Annotated in this window: 18 protein-coding genes and 1 tRNA gene; 10 read left to right on the forward strand and 9 right to left on the reverse strand. The window is 64.4% G+C overall.

Annotated elements, in window-relative coordinates; genetic code table 11:
* Positions 1-108 precede the first annotated feature (108 nt).
* A complete protein-coding gene (locus tag LDO54_RS31215; RefSeq protein WP_224015341.1) occupies positions 109-576 on the reverse strand; it encodes a rhodanese-like domain-containing protein in 468 nt (155 codons plus the stop codon).
* A 504-nt stretch (positions 577-1080) separates the two neighbouring features.
* Between LDO54_RS31215 and glnA the strand changes: the two genes are divergently transcribed.
* From glnA to LDO54_RS31235, 4 genes are all read left to right on the forward strand, one after another.
* Positions 1081-2496 (forward strand): type I glutamate--ammonia ligase, encoded by a 1416-nt coding sequence (gene glnA, locus LDO54_RS31220; protein ID WP_205994438.1) that lies wholly within the window; start codon positions 1081-1083, stop codon positions 2494-2496.
* Between the two features lie 185 nt (positions 2497-2681).
* The gene (glnL, locus tag LDO54_RS31225) at positions 2682-3824 is read left to right on the forward strand and encodes a nitrogen regulation protein NR(II) (protein ID WP_224015342.1); all 1143 of its coding nucleotides are present in this window, start codon (positions 2682-2684) and stop codon (positions 3822-3824) included.
* Between the two features lie 40 nt (positions 3825-3864).
* Complete coding sequence (gene ntrC, locus LDO54_RS31230; RefSeq protein ID WP_224015344.1) at positions 3865-5439, forward strand: nitrogen regulation protein NR(I); 1575 nt, start codon at positions 3865-3867, stop codon at positions 5437-5439.
* A gap of 125 nt (positions 5440-5564) precedes the next feature.
* Positions 5565-7646 carry a prolyl oligopeptidase family serine peptidase gene (locus tag LDO54_RS31235; protein ID WP_224015346.1) on the forward strand — a complete coding sequence of 694 codons (2082 nt, stop codon included), beginning with the start codon at positions 5565-5567 and terminating at the stop codon, positions 7644-7646.
* A gap of 100 nt (positions 7647-7746) precedes the next feature.
* On the opposite strand, the gene xth is transcribed toward LDO54_RS31235, so the two are convergent.
* Entirely contained in the window at positions 7747-8532 is a 786-nt protein-coding gene (gene xth, locus LDO54_RS31240) for an exodeoxyribonuclease III (RefSeq protein WP_224015348.1), read from the reverse strand.
* 172 nt (positions 8533-8704) lie between these two features.
* Positions 8705-9433 carry an SDR family oxidoreductase gene (locus LDO54_RS31245; RefSeq protein WP_224015350.1) on the reverse strand — a complete coding sequence of 243 codons (729 nt, stop codon included), beginning with the start codon at positions 9431-9433 and terminating at the stop codon, positions 8705-8707.
* An 80-nt stretch (positions 9434-9513) separates the two neighbouring features.
* On the opposite strand from LDO54_RS31245, the gene LDO54_RS31250 reads away from it, so the two are divergent.
* Entirely contained in the window at positions 9514-10134 is a 621-nt protein-coding gene (locus LDO54_RS31250; RefSeq protein WP_224015352.1) for a 2-hydroxychromene-2-carboxylate isomerase, read from the forward strand.
* An 82-nt stretch (positions 10135-10216) separates the two neighbouring features.
* Here the strand turns inward: LDO54_RS31250 and LDO54_RS31255 are convergent, their stop codons facing one another.
* Complete coding sequence (locus LDO54_RS31255; protein WP_224015354.1) at positions 10217-11206, reverse strand: NAD(P)H-dependent flavin oxidoreductase; 990 nt, start codon at positions 11204-11206, stop codon at positions 10217-10219.
* A gap of 213 nt (positions 11207-11419) precedes the next feature.
* On the opposite strand from LDO54_RS31255, the gene LDO54_RS31260 reads away from it, so the two are divergent.
* Together LDO54_RS31260 and LDO54_RS31265 are read left to right on the forward strand one after the other, a co-directional pair.
* Complete coding sequence (locus LDO54_RS31260; RefSeq protein WP_224015356.1) at positions 11420-11965, forward strand: PadR family transcriptional regulator; 546 nt, start codon at positions 11420-11422, stop codon at positions 11963-11965.
* A 147-nt stretch (positions 11966-12112) separates the two neighbouring features.
* Positions 12113-12189: transfer RNA gene (locus LDO54_RS31265), tRNA-Met, on the forward strand.
* A gap of 122 nt (positions 12190-12311) precedes the next feature.
* Here the strand turns inward: LDO54_RS31265 and LDO54_RS31270 are convergent.
* Positions 12312-13010, reverse strand: a complete 699-nt coding sequence (locus LDO54_RS31270; RefSeq protein ID WP_224015375.1) for an aspartate/glutamate racemase family protein — start codon at positions 13008-13010, stop codon at positions 12312-12314.
* 260 nt (positions 13011-13270) lie between these two features.
* Here LDO54_RS31270 and LDO54_RS31275 point away from each other — a divergent pair, with 260 nt between their 5' ends.
* The gene (locus LDO54_RS31275; RefSeq protein ID WP_224015358.1) at positions 13271-14557 is read left to right on the forward strand and encodes an amidohydrolase family protein; all 1287 of its coding nucleotides are present in this window, start codon (positions 13271-13273) and stop codon (positions 14555-14557) included.
* A 112-nt stretch (positions 14558-14669) separates the two neighbouring features.
* On the opposite strand, the gene LDO54_RS31280 is transcribed toward LDO54_RS31275, so the two are convergent.
* The 4 genes from LDO54_RS31280 to fixL all read right to left on the reverse strand — a co-directional run bounded on the left by LDO54_RS31280 (position 14670) and on the right by fixL (position 21398).
* The gene (locus tag LDO54_RS31280; protein WP_224015360.1) at positions 14670-16769 is read right to left on the reverse strand and encodes a M3 family metallopeptidase; all 2100 of its coding nucleotides are present in this window, start codon (positions 16767-16769) and stop codon (positions 14670-14672) included.
* 304 nt (positions 16770-17073) lie between these two features.
* Positions 17074-17928, reverse strand: coding sequence for a bifunctional methylenetetrahydrofolate dehydrogenase/methenyltetrahydrofolate cyclohydrolase FolD (gene folD / locus LDO54_RS31285; RefSeq protein WP_224015362.1), 855 nt, complete (start codon positions 17926-17928; stop codon positions 17074-17076).
* 306 nt (positions 17929-18234) lie between these two features.
* Entirely contained in the window at positions 18235-18885 is a 651-nt protein-coding gene (fixJ, locus tag LDO54_RS31290) for an oxygen response regulator transcription factor FixJ (RefSeq protein ID WP_224015363.1), read from the reverse strand.
* Positions 18882-21398 (reverse strand): oxygen sensor histidine kinase FixL, encoded by a 2517-nt coding sequence (fixL, locus tag LDO54_RS31295; RefSeq protein WP_224015365.1) that lies wholly within the window; start codon positions 21396-21398, stop codon positions 18882-18884. Before fixL ends, fixJ begins: the two co-directional genes overlap by 4 nt.
* Before the next feature lie 295 nt (positions 21399-21693).
* Between fixL and aceE the strand changes: the two genes are divergently transcribed.
* Together aceE and LDO54_RS31305 are read left to right on the forward strand one after the other, a co-directional pair.
* Positions 21694-24390 carry a pyruvate dehydrogenase (acetyl-transferring), homodimeric type gene (aceE, locus tag LDO54_RS31300; RefSeq protein ID WP_224015367.1) on the forward strand — a complete coding sequence of 899 codons (2697 nt, stop codon included), beginning with the start codon at positions 21694-21696 and terminating at the stop codon, positions 24388-24390.
* Between the two features lie 79 nt (positions 24391-24469).
* Positions 24470-24810, forward strand: a 341-nt coding sequence (locus LDO54_RS31305) for a biotin/lipoyl-containing protein (protein WP_290371169.1), incomplete at its 3' end; no start/stop codon positions are given.

Consider the following 24810-nt stretch of genomic DNA (forward strand, 5'->3'; position numbering starts at 1 on the left):
GCACCGCCGAAAACGCACAGTAAGCGCGCCGCGCCCGATCATCGGCGTGTCACATGCGGCGCTCAGAGTGGCCTGCTGGGCGGGCGGCGGGCGCCGCCCCGTCGCAGGTCAGGCGCCGAGCCAGGGCAGGCCGCGGAAGCACCAGCCCGTGACCGACTTGCGGTGACCTTCGGCGTTCTTGTCGCCTTCGAAGCCTTCGAGCAGGTCGTAGGCGCGCGTGAAGCCGGCCTTGGCCGCTTCGATGGCCGCGAGCTTCGAGCGGGCCGCGCTGCGGCAGAGGAACAGCACGGGGGCGTCGGTGTCGCCGACCGCGCTCCTGAGCTGGGCGACGAAGTCGGTGTTCGGCACGCCGCCAGGATAGCGGGTCCATTCGACGTGGGCGTACTGGCCATCGCCGATCACGGGGCGGCCGACCCAGTCGAGTTCGGCGCGCGTGCGCACGTCGACGAGGCGGGTGCGCGGATCGAGTTGCAGAAGCTCGAACGCCTCGGCGGGCGAGAGCGCGCCCGCGTAGGGCAGCTGGTTCTCGACGCGTCGCTGGTCGGCCTGGGCGTGCAACTGTTCGAGCGTACTCATGACAGCGGATCTCCTCGGATGTAGGGTGGGTCCAAAAGATCATTCTAGCGCGCTGCATGGGTGCGGGAACCCCGCATTGCGGGGCATACTCGCGCAATGACGGCGCGCGCATGACCGCTTGCGGGGCGGCGTCAAGGCAAGTCAGGTCGGCCGCATGCGGGCCGTCAGAAGCCGCGAGGTAATTTTGCGCAAGCGTGGTGCATGATTGACGTTATGCACCATAATGAAGTGAGTTTCACGCGCCAAATCCGGGATTGCACGGATGTGGTGCATGAAGGCGCTTCGGCCGGCGGGCCCGCTCGCCGACGAGGCGCGGATTTTTCGTCCAGGTGCGCGTCAGCATTGGGTTTGTTCCAGGTTGGCGCATACTTGGCACGGAAGCTGCTTTATCTGTCGCGATCGTTCGCAGCCGGTCTGCGCAAGCGGGCCGGGCAGCAACCGGCGACTAACAAGGATTGGGACGGCGGCAGCGTTCGCCGAAATCGTTAATCAGGAGAATAGGTTATGAGTAAATCCGTGGCCGACGTCATGCAACTCGTCAAGGACGAAGACGTCAAGTTTGTCGACTTCCGCTTTACCGACACGCGCGGCAAAGAGCAACACGTCTCGGTTCCGCTGTCGCACTTCGACGAAGACAAGTTCGAGTCGGGTCATGCATTTGACGGTTCGTCGATCGCCGGCTGGAAGGGCATCGAAGCCTCGGACATGCTGCTCGTTCCGGACGCGAACACGGCCTTCATCGACCCGTTCTACGAAGAACCGACGCTGGTCCTGACCTGCGACGTGGTCGAACCGGCTGACGGCAAGGGCTACGAGCGCGACCCGCGCTCGCTCGCGAAGCGCGCTGAAGCGTACCTCAAGAGCACGGGCCTCGGCGACACGGCCTTCTTCGGCCCGGAACCCGAATTCTTCATTTTCGACTCGGTCCAGTGGAACACGGACATGTCGGGCTCGTTCGTCAAGATCGGCTCGGAAGAAGCACCGTGGTCGTCGAGCAAGGAATTCGAAGGCGGCAACACGGGTCACCGTCCGGGCGTCAAGGGCGGCTACTTCCCGGTCGCGCCGGTCGACACGTTCCAGGACATCCGTTCGGAAATGTGTCTGCTGCTCGAACAGATCGGCATCCCGGTCGAAGTGCACCACCACGAAGTCGCTGGTCAAGGCCAGAACGAAATCGGCACGAAGTTCTCGACGCTGGTTCAGCGCGCGGACTGGACGCAGCAGATGAAGTACATCATCCATAACGTGGCGCACACGTATGGCAAGACGGCTACGTTCATGCCGAAGCCGATCGTTGGCGACAACGGTTCGGGCATGCACGTTCACCAGTCGATCTGGAAGGACGGCCAGAACCTGTTCGCAGGCAACGGCTACGCAGGTCTGTCGGAATTCGCGCTGTTCTACATCGGCGGCATCATCAAGCACGCTCGCGCGCTGAACGCCATCACGAACCCGTCGACGAACTCGTACAAGCGTCTGGTTCCGCACTTCGAAGCACCGGTCAAGCTGGCTTACTCGGCACGCAACCGTTCGGCATCGATCCGTATTCCGCACGTCTCGAACCCGAAGGGCCGCCGTATCGAAACGCGCTTCCCGGACCCGATGGCCAACCCGTACCTGTGCTTCTCGGCACTGATGATGGCAGGTCTGGACGGCGTGCAGAACAAGATCCATCCGGGCGAAGCCGCCGACAAGAACCTGTACGACCTGCCGCCGGAAGAGGATGCAAAGATCCCGACCGTCTGCGCCGGCCTCGACCAGGCTCTGGAAGCGCTCGACAAGGATCGCGAATTCCTGACGCGCGGTGGCGTGTTCACGGATTCGATGATCGACGCCTACCTCGCACTGAAGGAAGGCGAACTGCAACGCGTGCGCATGACGACGCACCCGGTCGAGTTCGAACTGTACTACTCGCTGTAAAGCGCGCTGTAATCGACGATGGCGCTTCGCTCGCAGCCGCGTAGCGAAGTGTCCATCCGACATCGGCGATCGGTCATGAAGGGACGGCGGTGCCGTCCCTTTTTCGTTGGTCCGCTCGCCGCGTTGCCGTCATTCAACGACAGGGACAGGGAGCCGGTGCGCCGCGTGGCGGCCGGCCATGCAAGATGGTGCTCAAGAATCTGATCAAGGCAAGAAAGGGCCATGCGGAGCCGCTCTCGGACGACGCGCCGCTCGTCGAGTCGGGTCTCTTGCCCGGCTTCGAGGCGCTGCCCACCGTCGTGCTCGTGCTCGAGAAGCGCAGCCTGCGCGTGGCGTTTGCGAATCCCTCGGCCGAGGCGATGCTCGACCTCTCGCGCCGGCAGCTCTCGCAGATGGTGTGGTCCGATCTGTTCTCGAATGCCGACGAACTGCTCGAAACCATTGCGTCGATCGCCGCGCACCGCTTTCACGCGACGCGCCTCGACGCCTCGCTCGAACGGCCGGGCCGCGAGTCGCTGCATGTGCATGCGATCGTCGGCTTTCTGGAGAGCGCGCCCGACTACGTGCTGCTCGAACTGTTCGAGAACGAGCGGCATATCCGTACCGACCGCGAGGAGCGCATTCACGACCTCGCGACGGTCAACAAACATCTGATCCGCAATCTCGCGCACGAGATCAAGAATCCGCTCGGCGGCATTCGCGGCGCGGCGCAGTTGCTCGAATTCGAACTCGGCACGCTCGAGCGCGGCGAGTTGCGCGAGTACACGCAGGTGGTCATCAAGGAGTCGGACCGTCTGCAAACGCTGGTCGACCGGCTGCTCGAACCGCATCGTCATCCGCATATCGTCGGCGACGTGAATATTCACGAAGTCTGCGAGCGCGTGCGCGCCGTGATTCTCGCGGAGTTTCCGCGCGGTCTCACGATCGAGCGCGATTACGACGTGAGCGTGCCCGACCTGCGAGGCGACAAGGAGCAGCTGATTCAGGCGCTGCTCAACATCGTGCGCAACGCGGCGCAGGCGCTGCGCGAACGCATTTCGCAAGGCGACGCGCGCATCGAATTGCGCACGCGCATCGCGCGCAAGATCACGATTTCAAAACGCCTGTGCAAGCTGGCATTGGACTTGCATATCATCGACAACGGCCCCGGCATTCCCGAGGACATCCGCGATCGCATCTTCTATCCGCTCGTCTCCGGACGCGAGGATGGCAGCGGTCTCGGCCTCACGCTCGCGCAGACCTTCGTGCAACAGCACGACGGCCTGATCGAAGTGGAAAGCCGGCCCGGTCATACCGAGTTTCAGATTTTGCTGCCGCTCGACAACTGATCTCACGACCCGCAAGCCACCAAGACTTCTGACCGACCTTATGAAGCCGATCTGGATAGTTGACGACGACCAATCAATTCGCTGGGTGCTCGAAAAAGCACTCGCACGCGAAAATTTCGCCACCCGCAGCTTCTCGAACGTGCGTGAGGCCGCGAGCGCGCTCGACCACGACAGCCCGCAGGTGCTCGTCTCCGATATCCGCATGCCTGGCGGCTCGGGGCTCGAACTGCTGCAGACCGTGCGCGAGCGTCTGCCGGGACTGCCCGTCATCATCATGACCGCGTTCTCCGACCTCGACAGCGCGGTGGCCGCGTTCCAGGGCGGTGCATTCGAATATCTCGCCAAGCCCTTCGATGTCGACAAGGCCGTCGAGCTGATCCGCCGCGCCGTCGACGAAAGCATGCGCGGCGAACAGCAGTGGGACGACCGTCCCGCCGAAGCGCCCGAGATGCTGGGCCAGGCGCCCGCGATGCAGGACATGTTCCGCGCGATCGGCCGTCTCTCGCATTCGGCGGCGACTGTGCTCATCACGGGCGAGTCGGGCACCGGAAAGGAGCTTGTTGCGCGCGCCTTGCACCGACATAGCCCACGCGCGAACGGTCCGTTCATCGCGCTGAACACCGCGGCCATTCCGAAAGATCTTCTGGAATCCGAACTGTTCGGCCATGAGCGCGGCGCGTTCACGGGCGCGCAGGCGATGCGTCAAGGCCGCTTCGAGCAAGCTGAGAACGGCACGCTGTTTCTCGACGAAATCGGCGACATGCCGTTCGATCTGCAAACGCGTCTGCTGCGTGTGCTCTCCGACGGCCAGTTCTATCGCGTGGGCGGCCACAATCCGCTGCGCGCGAACGTGCGCGTGATCGCGGCCACGCACCAGAATCTGGAAACGCGCGTGCGTCAGGGTTTGTTCCGCGAGGACTTGTATCACCGCCTCAACGTGATCCGGCTGCGTCTGCCCGCGTTGCGCGAGCGTAGCGAGGATATCCCGCTGCTCACGCGCCACTTCCTGCAAAAGAGCGCGCGCGAACTGGGCGTGGAACCCAAGCGCGTCTCCGATGAAGCGCTTGCGTATATGTCGTCGTTGCCGTTCCAGGGCAATGTGCGCCAGCTCGAGAATCTCGCGAACTGGCTCACGGTGATGGCGCCCGCGCAGACCATCGAAATCAAGGATCTGCCGCCCGATCTGCTGCCGTCGCATGTCGCGACGGGCGAGGGCGCGGCGGTGGCGAGCGAGCTGGCTAACGGCGCCGGGTCGTACGAGGGCGCGGCGGCGGGTGCAGCGGGGGCCGTGAGCGGCGCGCCGGGCACGGCAAGCGTGTCCGGTTTCGGTGGCGCGGTGGGCGGCGCGGCAGGCGGATTCTCCGCGGCCAACGGCGTGGCCGCTGCGGCCGCGCTGGCGGTCAGCGTCTGGGAAAGCGGCTTACGCACGGAAGTCGCCCGCCTGCTGCGAGAAAACAGCGCCGACGTCATGGACGAACTCTCGCGCCGTTTCGAGGCCGCCGTGATTCGCGAGGCGCTCGACTTCACGCGCGGCCGCAAGGTCGAGGCGGCAGAGCGCCTCGGCATTGGCCGCAACACCATCACGCGCAAGATCCAGGAACTCAATCTGGAATAAGCGCTGAAATGAGCGCTGAAGTTAGCGCGCAGGGTGCATCGGCTCCGCGCGAGCCGATGCACCCTGCGCGTGCCCGTTCACGCGCTGGGGCATAATCGACGCTGGTTTCTTGCAGACGATCGAACATGCCCGTGACTTCTCCCTGGCCCGCCGAGGCCGATCCCTTTCTCTCCCTTGAATCGCTCGACGATCCCGCCGCCATGACGTGGGTCGAGGCGCAGAACGCGCGCACGCGTGCCGCGTGGCAAGGCGGCGCGCGTTTCGACGCGCTGGAGAAGCGTCTCGCGCAGGCGTACTTGCCGCGCGAGCGGCCCGTGATTCCGAGCCGCTGGCTCGAGTGGGCCTACGATCTCTGGGAGGACGAGGACAACCCGAAGGGCCTGTGGCGCCGCGCGAAATGGGCCGACTGGCGCGCGCATCGTCCCGAGTGGCAAACGCTGCTCGACTTCGACGCGCTCGGCGCGGCCGAAGGCATGCCGTGGGTTTGCGCGGGCATCGACATTCTGTATCCCGATGGCGATCGCGCGCTGATCCAGCTGTCCGATGGCGGCGCCGACGCCGTCACGGTGCGCGAGTTCGATCTCGAACGGCGCGTGTTCGTCGATGGCGGTTTCTGCATCGAGAAGGAAGGCAAGCACACGATTTCGTGGATCGATCGCGACACGGTTTACGTCGGCTGGGATCACGGCAAGAAGACGCTCACGCGCTCGGGTTATCCGCGTGAAGTACGGCGCTGGACGCGCGGTACGCGTCTCGTCGATGCGCCCGTGGTGTTTCGCGGCGAGTTCGACGACATCAGCGTCGAAGGCGATTACGATCCGGTCGAGCAGCGGCACGACGTGGTGCGCGCCGTCGACTTCTTCGATTCATATACGTATCGTCTCGATGCGCGCGGCGAGTGGCAGCTCTACGACGTGCCGTCGCATGTGGCCGTGGGCGCGTGGCACGGCTGGCTCATGCTCGAACCGCGTCTCGACTGGACCCTCGGCGCGCAGACGTATGCGGGCGGTTCGCTGCTCGCGATACGCGAGGACGCGTTCGTGGCCGGCGATCGCAATTTCACGGCGCTCTTCACGCCCACGCCCGTGACCTCCGCGTGCGACTGGACCAATACGAAAAACGTCTTGATCGTCTCCTGGCTCGACGACGTGCAAAGCCGCACGATGCTCTGGCAACCGTCCGAACGCGACGGCGTGTGGACGTGGCATTCGCGCAGCTTTCCGGGGCGCGCGAGTTCGCAGGTCGATGTCTCGCCGATCGAAGATACGCTCAACGACGAAGTGTTCGTCGACGTCGACGACTATTTGCTGCCGCCCGAATACTGGCTCGCCGATCTCGCGCAGCAGGATTTACAGAACTGGGAACTGCTCGATCGCTGGCCCACGCAGTTCGACGCCGGTCCGTTCACCGTGATCCGCTCGCATGCGCGTTCGGCGGACGGCACGATGGTGCCGTTCACCGTGGTCGGCCCGCGCGACGCGCTTCAGGGCGAGGCGCGCAAGCCGCTGCCGTGTCTGCTCACGGGTTATGGCGGCTTTTCGATCGCGCTGACGCCGCAATACCTGGTGGGATCGGGCATCGGCTGGCTGGAGCAGGGCGGCATCGTGGCGATCGCGCATATCCGCGGTGGCGGCGAATACGGCACGGCGTGGCACGTGCAGGCGCAGCGCGAACATCGGCAGCGTTCGTTCGACGACTTCATCGCCGTCTCGCAGGCCCTGGTTTCGCAGGGCTATACGAGCGCGCCGCAACTCGGCATCAAGGGCGGCAGCAACGGCGGCCTGCTCGTGGGCGTGTGCATGGTGCAGCGTCCCGAGCTGTTCGGCGCGGTGGTCTGCGAAGTGCCGCTGCTCGACATGGAGCGGTATCCCCTGCTGCACGCGGGCGCTTCGTGGATCGACGAATACGGCGATCCTGAGGATTCCGAAGAAGGCGCTGCGCTCGCCGCGTACTCGCCGTATCAGCGCGTGCAGCCGGGCGTGCTGTACCCGCCGGTGCTGTTCACGACCTCGACCAGCGACGACCGCGTGCACCCCGCGCACGCGCGCAAGATGGTCGCGCGCATGCAGGAGCAGGGGCACGCGAACGTCTGGTATCTGGAGAACACGGAAGGCGGCCATGGGCCGGGCAGCGACTCGCTGGAACGCGCGCAGTACGATGCGCTCGTGTACCGCTTCCTGTGGACCACGCTCGGCGGAACGTGGTGAGAGCCGTGAGGCGCGCGTGCGCCTCGCATGGCTTGAGCCGCGAGCGGGCCGCCCGTGCGCCCGCTCGCTGCGTTCAGGGCGCCTGGCCTGCTTAACCCGCTTATCCCGCGAACGTGACTTCCGCGATCACCGGCGTGTGATCGGAAGGCTGCTCCCATTTGCGCGGCACCTTGTCGACTTCACACGCGGTGAGCGTGGCCGCGAGCGCGGGCGACAGCAGGATGTGATCGATGCGCAGCCCCGCATTGCGGCGGAACGCGAACATGCGGTAATCCCACCACGTGAACAGTTTTTCGGGCTGCTCGAACTGGCGGAACGCATCGACGAAACCGAGCGCGATGAGGCGCTGGAACTGCGCGCGCTCCTCGGGCGACACGAGATTCTGGCCTTCCCACGCTTTCGGGTCGTGCACATCGCGGTCTTCGGGCGCGATGTTGTAGTCGCCGAGCAGCGCGAGCTTCGGATACTGCTGCATTTCAGCCGCGAGCCAGTCGTGCATCGCGTTGAGCCAGTCGAGCTTGTACGCGAACTTCTCGCTGCCGGGCGCCTGACCGTTCGGGAAATACGCACAGACGATGCGCGTGCCTTCGACCGTCACGGCGACCACGCGCTGCTGCGGATCTTCGAAACCGGGAATGTTGCGCACGACGGTGCTCTCGTCGACGTTCAGGCCGTCGCGCACGAGAATAGCCACGCCGTTATAGGTCTTCTGGCCCGTGAACCAGCTGCGGTAGCCTTGCGCTTCGAGTTCGGCGCGCGGGTATTTATCGTCGGTGAGCTTCAGTTCCTGAAGACAGAGCACGTCGACCTTGCTCTCGCCGAGCCAGTCGATGACGTGCTGCAAGCGGACCTTCAGGGAATTGACGTTCCAGGTGGCGATTTTCATGAGTTGCTGAACAGGTAATGAGCGCGATGAAGCGGGCGCGACAGATCGGGCCGGCGGCCGCGCACGCGCGTGTCGAACGCGTGCCGCGAACCGGCGTTTCCCGCATCATACCTGGCCTCGCGCGATCATGAGCAAACTCGTGAGCCGACCCGGCGCTTGCGCCGCGCTTTTTTCACCATTCCTCGAGCCACGGACGCAGATCGAGTTCGTGTGTCCACGCATCGCGCGGCTGCTGATGCAGCATCCAGTAAGCGTCGGCGATATGCTCGGGATTGAGGATGCCGTCGCGCTCCTTGAGCTTGTAGCGCTCTGGAAAATTCTCGCGGATGAATTCGGTATCGATCGCGCCGTCGACGATGATCTGCGCGACGTGCACACCTTCCGGCCCCAACTCGCGCGCCATCGATTGCGCGAGCGCGCGCAACGCGTGCTTCGCGCCCGCGAAAGCGGAGAAGCCCGCGCGTCCGCGTACGCTCGCCGTGGCACCCGTGAAAAAGATCGAGCCGCGCGCGCGTGGCAGCATGACTTTCGCCGCCTCGCGGCCCATCAGAAAGCCTGCGAAACAGGCCATTTCCCAGACCTTGTGATACACGCGCGCCGTGGTTTCGGTAATGCCGAAACGCACGTTTGCGCCGATATTGAAGATCGCGACTTCGACCGGCGCGATATTCTTCTCGATCTCGGCGAATAGCGCGATCATGTCCTCTTCCTTGCGCGCGTCCGAGCCGAACGCGTACGCGACGCCGCCTTCGGCTTCGATCTGCGCAACGAGCGGCGCAAGCTTGTCCGCGTGGCGGCGCGTGACACAAGCGATATACCCTTCGCGCGCGAAACGGCGTGCAATCGCGCCGCCCGTTGCATCACCTGCGCCGATCACGAGTACGGCTTTCTTTTGCGTCATGGTGGTTTGTCTCCTTGTCATGTTTGCCTGCATGGAGGAATATGCGTCGAACGAATTCACACACGCATGGAGGAGCGGCAATGCAGAAAATCAGCGTGCAGTTTCTTTTCGACTTTGGCAGTCCTAATGCTTATTTGAGCCATAAGGTCATTCCCTCGATCGAAGCGCGTCATGGCGTGCGTTTCGAGTATGTGCCCATTCTGCTCGGCGGCCTGTTCAAGATGACCGGTAATCGCTCGCCGGCCGAAAGCACGGCGCAAATCGCAAACAAGCGCAAGTATATGTTTCTGGAGATGCAGCGCTTTATCGCGAAGCACGGCCTCAGCGCGTATCGGATGAATCCGCATTTTCCGGTGAATACACTGCAGATCATGCGAGGCGCGGTGGCGGCGCAGCGCGAGGGCGTGGTCGAACATTACGTCGATCGCATGTTCGCGCATATGTGGGAAGGCGGCCTCAAGCTCGATGATCCCGAAGTGCTGCGCGCGACCTTGCAAGCCGATGGTTTCGACGTGGCGTGTTTTGAAACGCTGCTCGCGGACGCCGATGTGAAAGCCACGTTGCTCGCCAATACGCAGGACGCATTCGAGCGCGGCGCGTTTGGCGCGCCGACGTTTTTCGTCGGCGAGGAGATGTTCTTCGGGAAGGATCAGTTGCGCGATGTCGAAGACGAAATCGTGCGTGTGAAAGGCGGCGCGTGACGCTTGCGCCGCAGCAGGGTGGGGAGCGCCGATGCCTTGCAGGCGCTCCCTCGTTTTCATCGCGTGAGTCGCGTGTCGTGATTTAGACGGCGGCGGGCGCTTCGGCTTCGCTCGCCGACATCACGCCGATTCGCGCCCGCGCCGCGTCGTATTCGCGCTTCAGACGCGCGATCAGTTCGGCGGCGGGCACGATGCTCTTGACCGCGCCGATGCCCTGGCCCGAGCCCCAGATGTCCTTCCAGGGCTTCACGCGGTTGGAGCCGAAATTCATCGCCGTGGGATCCGATTCCGGCAGCGCGTTCGGGTCGAGGCCGCTCGCGACGATACTCGAACGCAGATAGTTGCCGTGCACGCCGGTGAACAGATTCGAGTAGACGATATCGGCCGCGTTGCTATCGACGATCATCTGCTTGTAGGCCTCGACGGCGTTCGCTTCCTGCGTGGCGATAAAGGCCGAGCCGATGTACGCGAGGTCCGCGCCCGCCGCCTGCGCGGCGAGAATCGCATTGCCGTTGCCGATCGCGCCCGAGAGCAGCAGCGGGCCGTCGAACCATTCGCGGATCTCGTGAATGAGCGCGAACGGCGACAGCGTGCCCGCATGGCCGCCCGCACCGGCGGCGACGGCGATCAGGCCGTCCGCGCCTTTCTCGATGGCCTTCTTCGCGAACGTGTTGTTGATCACGTCGTGCAGCACGATGCCGCCCCAGCTATGCACCGCCTGATTCACTTCCTCGCGCGCGCCCAGCGAGGTGATGACGATCGGCACCTTGTATTGCGCGCACACGCCCAGATCGTGCTGCAGCCGGTCGTTGGACTTGTGGACGATCTGGTTCACCGCGAACGGCGCGGCGGGGCGGTCGGGATGCTTCGCGTTGTACTCGGCGAGTTCGGTGGTGATGCGGTCGAGCCATTCGCCGAGCACGTGTTCGGGACGGGCGTTGAGCGCCGGGAAGGAACCGACCACGCCGGCCTTGCACTGCGCGATCACGAGATCGGGATTCGAAATGATGAAAAGCGGCGAGCCGACGACCGGAATCGACAGGCCACGGCGCAGCACGGCGGGCAGGGACATCCCATATCTCCTTGATGATGACGGCGGCCCGCAGCGGGCGCTGTCGTGTTGTTCGTGATGGTTTGTGCTCGTGCGTGATGCTTCACGGGCCGACAGCGCTAAACATAGCAAAGGCGACAGCACTATGCAACCAGTTGCATAGTGCTGTAATTCGAGGCTTATTCGGGACGGAACCAGGGCGGCGAGGCAGGGGGCGTGGTTTAGAATCGCCGCATGTCGACTCCGCACGCCATCCTCATTGCCCTGCTCGAAAAGCCGTCGTCGGGCTACGACCTCGCCCGGCGCTTCGACCGGGCCATCGGCTATTTCTGGCAGGCCACGCATCAGCAGATCTACCGCGAGCTGGGCCGCATGGTCTCGGCGGGCTGGGTGGCGGTGGTCGAGGAAGGCGAGGAGGGCGCGGCCGCGTCGCGCAAAAAGATCTATCGCGTGTTGCCCGTGGGACGCGAGGAAGTCATGCGCTGGGCACGCGACACGCGGCTCAGCGTGGACGATCGCAATGTGTTCCTGCTCAAGCTGCGCGCCGATGCGGTGATTGGTCCGCTCGGTCTCGGCGAAGAGTTGCGGCGTTTGATCGATGAGGCGCGTGCGCGTCTGGAGACGTATCGCGAGATCGAGCGGCGCGACTTCGGCGCGGCGCACCTCACGCGCGCCCAGCAATTGCAGTATGCGATTCTCAAGGCCGGTATTCACACGCAGACAACATGGCTCGCGTGGGCCGAGGAATTGCGCGAGATCGTAGACGACGAGGCGGCTTGAAACGCTGTTCGTTCATCGCGCCAATTTGATTCGGATGCCGAATCAAATTGCGCTCAAAGATTGCCGCGAGATTCGACGCTCAACACGATGATGAAAAAAGTGTTGACGTAACGGGATCATGGTCCTATAATTCTTTTCTCTGACGGACGCGGGGTGGAGCAGTCTGGCAGCTCGTCGGGCTCATAACCCGAAGGTCACAGGTTCAAATCCTGTCCCCGCAACCAAGGATTCTCAAAGCCCGCACGATGCAAATCGTGCGGGCTTTATCCTTTGTGGCTTCCGTTTTGCATTCCTCTTTTGGGTTCCTTTTTGGCGCCGCATCAGTACGGCGCCAAGTGTCTTCCGATCAAGCTTCCTTTAACGCCCAATCCACCGCCGCCTGCGCATGCAGCGCCGTGGTGTCGAACACGGGCAGCGCGGAATCTTCAGCACGTATCAGCAGAGTGATCTCGGTGCAGCCGAGTATCACTGCCTGCGCGCCCGCTTGGGCCAGCGCGTCGATCGTGCGCTGATAAACCCGCCTCGATTCCGCCTTCACATTCCCGTGGCACAACTCGTCGTAGATGATGCGATGCACGTCCGCGCGCGCCGCCTCGTCGGGCACGATGGCCTCGATGCCGTGCACGTCGCGCAGCCGCCCCGCGTAGAAGTCGTGCTCCATCGTATAGCGCGTGCCCAGCAGGCCGACGCGCGTCACGCCCGCCGCGCGCAGCGCCGCGCCGGTCGGGTCCGCGATATGCAGGAAGGGAATCGAAATGGCCGCTTCGATCGACGCGCACACGCGATGCATCGTGTTGGTCGCGAGCAGCACGATGCCTGCACCGCCGCGTTCGAGTTGCGTGGCCGCTTGCGCCATCTGCACGCCGAGTGCATCCCAGTCGCCGGCGCGCTGAAGTGCCTCGATATCCGCGAAATCGACGGTCGCCATCAGGCTGCGCGCGTTGTGATGGCCGCCGAGCCGCGCCTTCGTATAGCTGTTGAGCAGGCGGTAATACTCCGCCGACGACTCCCAGCTCATGCCGCCAATCACGCCGATCGTTTTCATCATCTGCCATTGAGAAAGAGGTAAGGTCCGAACGAGTATAGGCGTGTGTACCGTGCTGTACAGGTACGGTGCGGCGCAAGTGTCACGATACGGATCGGGCACAGCGCGCGGACAGTTGTCGCAAAAATGGATCACTTCAGTACAGTTGTGCGCGAGTGTACGGATGGCACCGCATTTCTGGCGCCGATAGAATCGGGACACATGCCGCGATGCGCAGGCCGCATCGGGCTCACAACAAGACGCCACCCAGGAGCCTCACCATGGACCTGATCGTTCGCCGCGCGGTGCTCGCGCACGCGCATCCCGCCGGCCATGCCACGGTCGATATCGGCATCGAGTCGGCGCGCATCGTGGCCGTCGAGCCGCGTATCGATGCACAGGCGCGCGAGGAAATCGACGCAGCCGGGATGCTCGTGAGCGCGCCGTTCATCGACGCGCATTTCCACATGGACGCCACGCTGTCTTACGGGCTGCCGCGCGTGAATGCGTCGGGCACGCTGCTCGAAGGCATCGCGCTGTGGGGCGAGCTGAAGCCGCATCTCACTCAGGAAGCGCTGGTCGAGCGCGCGTTGCAGTACTGCGATTGGGCCGTCGCGCGCGGCTTGCTGGCGATCCGTTCGCATGTCGACGTCTGCGACGAGCGGCTGCTGGCGGTCGAGGCGCTGCTCGAAGTGAAGCGTCGCGTCGCACCGTATCTCGATCTGCAACTCGTGGCGTTTCCGCAAGACGGCGTGCTGCGCAGCGCGGGCGCGTTCGACAATCTCAAGCGCGCGATTGCGATGGGCGTCGATGTGGTCGGCGGCATTCCGCACTTCGAGCGCACGATGGCCGATGGCGCGGAATCCGTGCGCCTGCTCTGCGAATTCGCTGCGGAAAAAGGCCTGCGCGTCGATATGCATTGCGACGAATCCGACGATCCGCTCTCGCGTCACATCGAAACGCTCGCGGCGCAGACGCACCGCCTCCGCCTGCAAGGGCGCGTGACCGGCTCGCATCTGACGTCGATGCATTCGATGGACAACTACTACGTGAGCAAGCTGATTCCGCTGATCCGCGATTCGGGCGTGGCGGCGATTGCGAATCCGCTGATCAACATCACGTTGCAGGGGCGCGCCGACACCTATCCGAAGCGGCGCGGCATGACGCGCGTGCCCGAGTTGATGGCGGCGGGCGTGACGGTGGCGTTCGGCCACGATTGCGTGATGGACCCGTGGTACAGCTTCGGCTCGGGCGACATGCTCGAAGTCGCGCACATGGGCCTGCACGTCGCGCAGATGACGGGCGTGGAGGCGACGCGCGCGTGTTTCGACGCGGTGACGGTCAACCCCGCGAAGATTCTCGGGCTCGAAGGTTATGGCATCGCGCCCGGTTGCGCCGCGAATCTCGTCGTGCTCGATGCGCGCGATCCGATCGAGGCGATTCGCCTGCGCGCCGCGCGGCTCGCGGTCGTGAGCCGGGGCAGGGTGGTGAGCCGGCAACCCGCGCAGCGCGCGTCGCTCACGCTCGAAGGGCGGCCTGAAAGCGTCGATTTCAAACTGCATCGCTGAACTCCGTAGGGCAACGCAGCCGCGCGAGTGTCTCCATCGAGCGCCCATAAAAAAACCGCGCACCGAAGTGCGCGGTTTTGCTTTTCAGCGCTGAGCGCCGCGAAGCTTCGGCTTAATGCTGCGCCGGCGGCTGCTCCATGCCGTTGTGGCGCAGCAGGGCGTCGATGCTCGGCTCGCGGCCGCGGAACGCCTTGAACGATTCCATCGCCGGGCGGCTGCCGCCCACTTCCAGAATCTCCTTGCGATAGCGCGTGCCGGTGGCCGCGTCGAGCACGCTCGACTTCGCGGCTTGCGCGGCTTCCTCGAACGCCGCGTAGGCGTCGGCGGACAGCACTTCGGCCCATTTGTAGCTGTAGTAGCCCGCCGCGTAGCCGCCCGCGAAGATATGGCTGAAGGTGTTCGGCCAGCGCGAGAACGGCGCCTGCGGAATCACGTGATAACGCTCGTTGATCTCGCGTGCGAGCTCGTTCACGGTCTTGCCCTTCGAGGCGTCGAAGTCCACGTGCAGCGCCATGTCGAACATCGAGAACACGATCTGGCGCAGCGTGCCCAGACCGCTCTGGAAGTTCTTGGCGGCGAGCATCTTGTCGAAGAGTTCGCGCGGCAGCGGCTTGGCCGTGTCGACGTGCGAAGTCATCTCCGTGAGCACGTCCCACTCCCAGCAGAAGTTCTCCATGAACTGCGAGGGCAGTTCGACCGCGTCCCATTCCACGCCGTTGATACCCGACACCGAGAGTTCATCGACGCGCGTGAGCATGTGATGCAGACCGTGGCCGAACTCGTGGAACAGCGTGATGACTTCGTCGTGCGTGAAGCAGGCCGGACGGCCACCCACGGGCGCCGAGAAGTTGCAGGTGAGATAAGCGACCGGTGTCTGCACGCCGTTCGCTTCGAGCTTGCGGCGCGAGCGCGCGTCGTCCATCCATGCGCCGCCGCGTTTGCCTTCGCGCGCGTAGAGGTCGAGATAGAACTGCGCGACCAGCGTGCCGTCGGTGTTTTCGACGCGGAAGAAGCGCACGTCGCTGTTCCAGACCGGCGCGCTGTCGTCGCGGATGCGCACGCCGAACAGCGTCTCCGTGACCTTGAACAGGCCCTGGAGCACGAAGTCTTCGGGGAAGTACTGCTTCACTTCGTTCTCGGAGAACGAGTAGCGGTTCTGGCGCAGACGCTCGGCGGCGAACGCCATGTCCCACGGCTCGAGTTGCGTGAGGCCGAACTCGCTGGCGGCGAATTCGCGCAGCTCCGCCCAGTCCTTTTCCGCGTGCGGACGCGCGCGCGTGGCGAGGTCTTCGAGGAAGCTCATGACCTGTGCCGGCGATTCGGCCATCTTCGGCGTGAGCGAGACTTCGGCGAAGTTGTTGTAGCCGAGCATCTTCGCTTCTTCGGCGCGCAGCTTGAGCTGTTCGTCGACGATCGCGGTGTTGTCCCATTCGGGCTTGCCGCCGCCGTAGACCGCCCCGAGTTCCGAGGCGCGCGTCACGTAGGCGCGGTACATCGTTTCGCGCATCGCGCGGTTTTCCGAGTACTGCAGCACCGGGAAATACGAGGGGAAATGCAGCGTGAACTTCCAGCCTTCCTGGTTATCGCGCTCGGCGGCTTCGCGTGCGGCGGCGATCACATCGTCGGGCAGGCCGGCCAGCTCGCTCTCGTCCTTCGCGTAGAACGCGTAGGCGTTGGTGGCGTCGAGCACGTGATCCGAGAACGACTTCGAGAGCGCGGCCTGACGTTCCTGCAGCTCGGCGAAACGCGGCTTCTGGTCTTCGGGCAGCTCCGCGCCCGAGAGGCGGAAGTCGCGCAGCGCGTTGTCGAGAATCTTCTTGCGCTCGCTCGTGAGCAGCTGGAACGAGTTGTGATTCGTGATGGCCTTGTACTTCTCGTACAGCGCGAGATTCTGGCCGACGCTCGACCAGAACTCGGTCACGCGCGGCAGGTTCTCGCCGTAGACGGCGCGCAGCTCGGGCGTGTCGGCGACGGCGTTCAGGTGGCCGATCACGCCCCAGGCGCGCGAGAGCGGCTCGGTGACGCGCTCGACGGGTTCGACCACGTCGCTCCATTGCGCAGGCGTCATCGGTTGCGCGGCGCGTTCGACGGCGGCGTTCGCGTTCGCGAGTAGCACGTCGAGGGCGGGCGTGACGTGTTCAGGGCGGATTTCGCCGAAGCGCGGCAGGCCGGAGAAGTCGAGCAGCGGATTATCGGAGGATGTCGTTGCCATGGTGCGTCCTGTTCCTTCTGTCGCGGTTAATCGATTCGGGGCGCCGCGCGATGTCGCGCGCCCCGGCTGTGGGTTCGATAGATCGGTTATTGGGGCGCAGTGCGCGCTTTCCAACCGGGTCATGCGAGCAAATTAGCAGAAGTCGGTGCGCGGCGGCGTAATCCCGACTCGCCAAACGGCGCGCAGCCGGGCGCAGACGGGCGCCGGGCGTAAAAAAGCCCCGGATTTCCGGGGCTTTTTAAGTCTCGATGCGTGCGGCGTCGTGTTGTAACGCGCAATGCCAACGTCGTCGCCAACAGCAGCCTTACACGCCGGCCGCGCGCTCCGCGGCTTCGATCGTGTTGACGAGCAGCATGGTGATCGTCATCGGGCCGACGCCGCCGGGCACCGGCGTGATGAAGCCGGCCTTGTCCTTCAGACCCGCGAAGTCGACGTCGCCGCACAGCTTGCCGTTGTCGTCGCGGTTCATGCCCACGTCGATCACGGTCGCGCCGGGCTTGATCATGTCGGCGGTCAGCACGTTGCGCTTGCCCACGGCGGCCACGACGATGTCGGCGTCGAGCGTGTGCTTCGCGAGGTCGCGCGTCTTGCTGTGGCAGATCGTGACCGTCGCGCCCTTTTCGAGCAGCAGCAGCGCCATCGGCTTGCCGACGATGTTCGAGCGGCCGATCACCACGGCGTTCGCGCCTTCGAGCGGAATCTCGTATTCCTCGAACATCTTCATCACGCCGTAGGGCGTGCAGGGGCGGAACAGCGGCTGGCCGGTCATGAGCGCGCCGGCGTTGGCGACGTGGAAGCCGTCGACGTCCTTCTCGGGCGCGATCGCTTCGAGCACCTTGTGGCTGTCGATGTGCTTGGGCAGCGGCAGTTGGACGAGGATGCCGTGGATCTTCGGGTCGTTGTTCAGCTCGTCGATGCGCTTGAGCAGATCGGCTTCCGGGAGCGTTTCTGCATAACGGTCGTACGACGAATAGAGGCCGTTGTCCTCGCACGCCTTGATCTTGTTGCGCACGTAGACCTCGCTCGCCGGATTGTCGCCGACCAGCACGACCGCGAGGCCCGGCTGATGGCCGCGTGCGGCGAGGGCGGCGGCGCGCGTGGCGACGTCGGCGCGCAGTTTCTTGGAGAGGGCGAGGCCGTCGATGAGAGTGGCAGTCATGGTCGGTCGAGAATCGATTAGGGCAAGGCGAGGAGCGTGACCGCCGGGGCGAGCGGCGGGGCGCAAACGAGGCGAATCCTGCGTCGCGGCGTTCGAACGAACTTTCGTCTGAAAGATCGTGCGAAAACGGGCGCCGCTGCGGAGGCCGACATTATACCCGCGCGACGGGCGTGACTTGTCGCGGCAGGACGGATCGCCGGCCGATTCTGGAAGGAAAAACGCGGAGAAATAGACTCGCGCGCCGCGCGGCGCCGCATGAGCGGGGCCGGTGCGGCGCGCCGTGGGGATCAGTGCTGCCGCTTGTTCTTACTGCTGCGGCGCCTGTTGCGGCTTGTTGGAGAGCGCGAGACGGAGCAGGTCGGCGACCGTGTTCACGTTGAGCTTTTCCATGATGTTCGCGCGGTGCGCTTCGACGGTCTTGATGCTGATGCCCAGATCGTCGGCGATCTGCTTGTTCAGGCGGCCCGCGATGATGCGTTCGAGCACCTGATGCTCGCGCGCCGTGAGCTTGCCCAGGCGTTCGGCCGCCGCGCGCTGCTGCTGCACGTTGGTGCTTTCGCTGCGCGCCTTTTCGAGCATGCGCTCGACCAGCTTGCGCAGTTCGGCTTCGTCGAACGGCTTCTCGATGAAATCCATCGCGCCTTTCTTCATCGTGGAAACGGCCATCGGCACGTCGCCGTGGCCCGTCACGAAGATGATCGGCAGCGAGGCGTTGTCGGCGATCAGGCGCTCCTGAAGCTCGAGCCCGCTCATGCCCTGCATGCGCACGTCCAGAATCAGACAGGCGATCTGTCCGGCTTGCTGCGCGGGCTGGTACGCCTCGAGGAATTCTTCCGCGCTCGTGAAGCATTGAACGCGGTAGCCGTTCGCTTCGAGCAGCCAGCGCAGGGAGTCTCGTACGGCCTCGTCGTCGTCGACGACAAAGACGGTTTCCTGGGTGGTGACTGGGCTGTTCATGGCTCTCCCGTAACGGTTTGTGGAGTCGGCTCGTCACGTCCGTCCCGCGAGGGATGGTCGGATTCGCCGATGGGCAGACTGCAATGGAACGTGGCGCCGCTGATGTGGCCGTCCGCTTCGACGTTGTTGACCACCCAAAGACGCCCGCGATGCGATTCGATAATCGAGCGGCAAATATTCAGCCCCATGCCCATGCCGTCGGACTTGGTGCTGTAGAACGGTTCGAACAGGCGCTCGGCGGTGGCTTCGTCCACGCCCGGGCCCTGGTCGATCACGCTGATGCAGACGTGGCCGCCTTCGCGCTTCACGATCACGCGGATCACCGGGTCGATCGCGTTCGGACGCGCGTCGGCCATGGCTTCGGCGGCGTTCTTCAAAAGGTTGACGAGCACCTGCTCGATCAGCACCGGATCGACGTAGATCACGGGCATGCGCGAGCGCATGTCGGTCACGATGCGGATGCGGCGCTTGCGCGCTTCGATCTCGGCGAGCCCCACGGCGTCGGCGACGATGTCGGCGACACGCGCGGCCTGGCGCTTCGGTTCGGAGCGCTTCACGAATTCGCGGATGCGCTTGATGATCATGCCAGCACGCACGGCTTGCTGCGCGGTTTTTTCGAGCGCGGGCAGCAGGTTCTCCGGCGCGCCGCGGCCCGATTTCACCAGCGCGACGGTGCCGGAAGCATAGTTGTTGATCGCGGCGAGCGGCTGGTTCAGCTCGTGCGCGAGCGACGAGGCCATTTCGCCCATCGTCATCAGGCGGCTCGTGAACTGCAGCTTTTCGTCCTGCTGGCGGGCCAGTTCCTGGGCCTGCTTGCGCGTGGTGATGTCGGTCGCGATCTGCATCTGCGCGAGGTGGCCGTCGACCCACTGAATGTACTGGCGGCGCACTTCGAACCACTTCTGGATGCTTTCGACGTAGATCTCCTGCGCGTCGGCGGTGCTCTCGGTGAGCGCCGTGGCGGGCAGGCCGGCGAAGGCGTCGACCATGTCGATGGAGTCCGACGAGGCGCTCGACGAATCGAAACCGCCGCCGCCCGCGAGTTCCAGATGGCCGTCCGGGCGGATGCCGAAAAGATGGCGGTAATAGCGGTTCGCGAACAGCAGCTCGGCTTCGTCGGCGGCCAGCACGGACACGGCGGCGTCGAGGCTTTCGAGCACGGTGGTGAAGCGCTCGTGCGCGGCGGCGAGTTCCTCGCGCGCGCGCTTGGGTTCGGTGATGTCGGTCATCGACGACATCCAGCCGGTCTGGCGGCCCGAGCTGTCGATCAGCGGCGAGACGTAGAGGCGCGCGTGGAACTGCGAGCTGTCCTTGCGGCGCACGCGCAGTTCGAAACCCGAGGAGGGCGCCTTGCCGCGCAGCGTCATGTCGAGCTGGCGCTGCATTTCCGGGTAGCTGTCGCGCGGCCAGTAGGGGAACGGCGCGGTCTTGCCGACCAGATCGCTTTCGTCCCAGCCGGTCATGCGGCAAAAGGCCGGATTGACGTGCGTAATTCGGCCGTGCATGTCGAGCACGCGCATACCGATCAGCACCGAGTTTTCCATCGCGCGGCGGAAGAACGCTTCCGCGTAGAGCGCCTGCTGCGCCTCGAAGCGCTGGCGCGTGTGTTTCCACAGGCTCCAGAGGCTCCACAGCACGAAGCAGGACAGCCCCGCGACCAGCCACACGAGCGTGTTGTTCGTGAAGTTGGTCATCTGCGGGTACGAATAGACGCGTACCGAGACGCCCTGGCCCGGCGGATCGAGCGGCAGATCGTAATAGACGTCGCGCGGCAGGCGCGGACGCGTGGAGGTGGTGGCGAGCTCGCGGTTGTTGGCGTCGAGGATCGAAATCTTGTACTTGGCCGACAGCTCGGGCGGGATGTCGTGCTTCAGGATGCCTTCGACCGAGAACACGGCCGCGATGGAGCCAAGAAATTCGCGATCGCGGTATACCGGCGTTTGCAGCGTGATGTAGCCGTTGCCGACGTCGTCGTAAATGAGCGGCGAATAGACCTGGCGGCGCGTGGAGCGCGCCTCGGCGAACGCGGCCTTCACGGCTTCGTCCATCTGCGAGTCGTTGGGCTTGGCAAGGCGCTGACCGAACACCGGCATGGCCGTATTGGGCCAGCGCGGCTCCTGCTGGCTCGTATACCAGTTCAGGTAAAGGATCTCGGGATGGCCCTGCATGATGTCCGTGGTGGACACCTGGAACGACTGCGGATCGTTATGGCCCGCGACAAGATCGCGCGCCAGCGCCTGCAATTGCTCTTGCGCGCCCGTCATGGAGAGGCGGATCTGCTGCTGCGCCCAGGCCACGTTGCGATAGAGCGTGTCTTCCTGCTGCTGCTGCTCGCGGCGGTTGAGGCTCCACAGGATCAGACTCATGACGATCAGAAAAACGAGGATCGACAGGAGCGGCGTCAACAAATAGGAGTTCGACCACCAGGGTCCGTGGTGCCAGCGAGATGGCGACGACTCGCCGGGCGAACCGGGCGGCCGCGCCGAGCGTGCGAAAAGCCGTTCGGTCAACATGGCAAGGATTGTAGCTCAGCGTAACAGTCCGAAATGCCGTGAAAAAAGCATTAAATCGCAGATAAACCGGTCCAAACTGGTCGATATAGGCGCAGGGGCCGGAACGATTCAGCGTGCGCTGCAACAATTTATCGCATTATGAAATGTCATCTCGCGATTCGAAAATTTCCTTGCGCGAGTTCGGGGGGCGTCATTACAATCGCCCGCAAAGCTGCTGCGGTCGGCCCGGTTACGTCTGGGCGTCGTCGCCCGCATGGTCCGATCAACAGCGTTCCCCTACATCCAGGAGACGAGCATGTCCGCTGTACCCGACGAAGTCCTGAAGTACGTTGCCGCCGACAAGGACGAGGATCCCCAGGAAACCGCCGAATGGCTCGAGGCGCTCGATGGCGTCATTTCGACCGTCGGTCCCGACCGCGCCCACTACCTGATCGAAAAGCAGATCGAATTCGCCCGTGTGCACGGCGAGCATCTGCCGTTCTCGGCGAACACGCCGTACATCAACACCATCCCGGTCGCCAACCAGGCCAAGAACCCCGGCGACCAGGACATCGAACACCGCATCCGCTCGTACACGCGCTGGAACGCCATGGCGATGGTGCTGCGCGCGGGCAAGCACACGAACGTGGGCGGCCACATCGCGTCGTTCGCGTCGGCAGCCACGCTGTATGACGTCGGCTACAACCACTTCTGGCACGCGCCCTCCGCCGAACACGGCGGCGATCTGATTTTCGTGCAGGGCCACTCGTCGCCGGGCGTCTACTCGCGCGCGTTCCTGCTCGGCCGTCTGACTGAGAACCAGCTCGACAACTTCCGTCAGGAAGTCGACGGCGGCGGTATCTCGTCGTATCCGCACCCGTGGCTGATGCCGGACTTCTGGCAGTTCCCGACCGTCTCGATGGGTCTCGGCCCGATCATGGCGATCTACCAGGCCCGCTTCATGAAGTACATGCAGGCGCGCGGCATCACGAAGACCGAAGGCCGCAAGGTCTGGGCCTTCCTCGGCGACGGTGAAACGGACGAGCCGGAATCGCTCGGCGCGATCGGCATGGCCGGCCGCGAGCGTCTGGACAACCTCGTGTTCGTCATCAACTGCAACCTGCAGCGTCTCGACGGCCCGGTGCGCGGCAACGGCAAGATCATCCAGGAACTCGAAAGCGAGTTCCGTGGCGCCGGCTGGAACGTCATCAAGGTCGTCTGGGGTTCGCGCTGGGACGCGCTGTTCGCACGCGACAAGTCGGGCGCGCTGATGCGCCGCATGATGGAAGTCGTCGACGGCGAGTACCAGACGTACAAGTCGGAGTCGGGCGCGTATGTTCGCGAGCACTTCTTCAACACGCCGGAACTGAAGGCGCTGGTCGCCGACTGGTCCGACGACGACATCTGGAACCTGAACCGCGGCGGCCACGACCCGCACAAGATCTACGCGGCGTTCCATCAGGCCCAGCACGCCAAGGGCCAGCCGACCCTGATCCTCGCCAAGACGATCAAGGGCTATGGCATGGGCGAAGCCGGTCAGGCGATGAACATCACCCACCAGCAGAAGAAGATGCAGGTGGATCAGCTCAAGAAGTTCCGCGACCAGTTCCGTCTGCCGATCACCGACGAGCAGATCGTCGACGTGCCGTACCTCAAGTTCGAGGAAGGCTCGAAGGAACTCGAATACATGCGCCAGAAGCGCATGGACCTCGGCGGTTACCTGCCGGCTCGCCGCCAGAAGGCGGAGTCGCTGCCGGTGCCGGCGCTCGACGCGTTCGAGCCGCTGCTCAAGGGCACGGGCGAAGGCCGCGAGATCTCCACGACGATGGCGTTCGTGCGGATCCTGAACATCCTGCTCAAGGACAAGGCGCTCGGTAAGCGCGTCGTGCCGATCGTGCCGGACGAGTCGCGTACCTTCGGCATGGAAGGTCTGTTCCGCCAGATCGGTATCTGGAATCAGGACGGCCAGAAGTACGTGCCGGAAGATTCCGACCAGCTGATGTTCTACAAGGAATCGCAGACCGGTCAGATCCTGCAGGAAGGCATCAACGAAGCCGGCGGCATGTCGGACTGGATCGCAGCCGCGACGTCGTACTCGACGCACGGCGAGACGATGATCCCGTTCTACATCTTCTATTCGATGTTCGGTCTCCAGCGTATCGGCGACCTGGTGTGGGCCGCAGGCGACATGCGTTCGCGCGGCTTCCTGCTGGGCGGCACCGCGGGCCGCACGACGCTGAACGGCGAAGGCCTGCAGCACGAAGACGGCCACTCGCTCCTGTGGGCCGCTTCGGTGCCGAACTGCGTGAACTACGACCCGACGTTCGGCTATGAACTCGCCGTGATCATGCAGGACGGTCTGCGCCGCATGGTGCAGAACCAGGAAGACGTGTTCTATTACATCACCGTGATGAACGAGAACTACGAGCACCCGGCGATTCCGCAGGGCGAGCACGTGGCCGCCGACATCATCAAGGGCATGTACTCGTTCCGCAAGGCGGACGCGAAGGCCAAGGGCCCGCGCGTTCAACTGCTGGGCGCGGGCACGATCTTCAACGAAGTGATCGCTGCCGCCGACCTGCTCAAGAACGACTGGGGCGTCGAAGCCGACCTCTGGAGCGTCCCGAGCTTCACGGAACTGGCCCGCGAAGGCCACGAAGTCGAGCGCTGGAACCTGCTGCACCCGAGCGAGCCGCGCCGCGAATCGCACGTCGAGAAGCTGCTGAAGGGCACGGAAGGCCCGGTCATCGCTTCGACCGACTATGTGCGCGCGCTGGTCGACCAGATCCGTGGCCTCGTGCCGCGCAAGTTCGTGGTGCTCGGCACCGACGGTTTCGGCCGTTCGGACACGCGTGAAAAGCTGCGTCACTTCTTCGAAGTCGATCGTTACTGGACGACGGTTGCGGCGCTCAACGCGCTCGCGGACGAAGGCAAGATCGAGCGCAAGGTTGTCGGCGAAGCGATCGCCAAGTACAACCTCGATCCGTCGAAACCCAACCCGATGACCGTCTAACGCATCACCCCCTGTGCATGGCATGCGCGCCTCCCCGAAGCGGGGAGGCGCGTTTTGTGCGGCCCCGGAGACACTAACAATGAGTCAAGCGATCGAAGTCAAAGTGCCGGACATCGGCGATTACAAGGACATTCCTGTGATCGAGGTGCTGGTCAAGGCGGGTGATACCGTCGAGAAAGAGCAATCGCTCATCACGCTGGAGTCGGACAAGGCGACGATGGACGTGCCGAGCCCGGCGTCGGGCACGGTGAAGGAAGTGAAGGTCAAGGTCGGCGACAACGTCTCGGAAGGCGTGCTCGTCCTCGTGCTGGAAGGCGCCGGCGCTGCCGCGGCTCCCGCTGCTGCACCGGCCGCTGCCCCGGCCGCCGCGCCTGCGCAAGCCGCCGCGCCCGCACCGGCCCCGGCTGCTGCCGCGCCCGC

Source organism: Paraburkholderia tropica (assembly GCF_914484835.1).
Lineage (GTDB): Bacteria > Pseudomonadota > Gammaproteobacteria > Burkholderiales > Burkholderiaceae > Paraburkholderia > Paraburkholderia tropica_A.